Raw genomic sequence first — 544 nt, forward strand, 5'->3', positions numbered from 1 at the left:
GAGTCCAACATTTCACGAACATATTCAAGTCTTCTTGCGCATTCTGGCATGCCTTTTCATAAAGCGCGGTCTCACGCTCTTGTTGCTCGAGCCGTTTACGATGTTTCTGCTCTTGATTTTCTCGGGCGATTTGTTGTTTTTGCTGTTCTGCCAATGCTAAAATCCGCGCTTTGCGTGAGTTGAACATATGAATTTATATGGAAAAACAGCTGTAAAAGCCGTAGAGCTATTCGCTTATACACACGATATTAAAAAAGCATGGACGGGAGCAGTTCAAGAGTTTACTAACAGTTATTCAGCTAGAGTGAAAGGATGTCCTAAAAATGCCTTTTTCGGGCTGTGCTACGCGGGAAAAATAAAAGGAATTTCTATTCCAACACCACAAGAGAAAGAATCTAAAAATGCAGAATATGCAATTCTTGCCATCCATTTATTAAAAAAAGATATGTCTTGGGCAAATAAAAAAGCTGAACTTTGGGCAGAAATTCAAAAAATCATTGGAGAAGAAAAGAAACATAATAGCCAACTTGATGTGGTTATCGCA

At 38.6% G+C, this 544-nt stretch carries 1 protein-coding gene and 1 pseudogene; one reads left to right on the forward strand and one right to left on the reverse strand.

The genetic code is table 11. The annotated features are described in order from the left end of the window. Positions 1 to 187 (reverse strand): annotated as a pseudogene (locus ACTHUR_RS17355) (hypothetical protein); the annotation flags it as partial. Here ACTHUR_RS17355 and ACTHUR_RS17360 point away from each other — a divergent pair. Continuing rightward, positions 188 to 544: DUF6979 family protein (locus ACTHUR_RS17360; RefSeq protein WP_440399954.1), on the forward strand; the 357-nt coding region annotated here is incomplete at its 3' end.

Source organism: Neisseria sp. P0021.S007 (genome assembly GCF_051956855.1).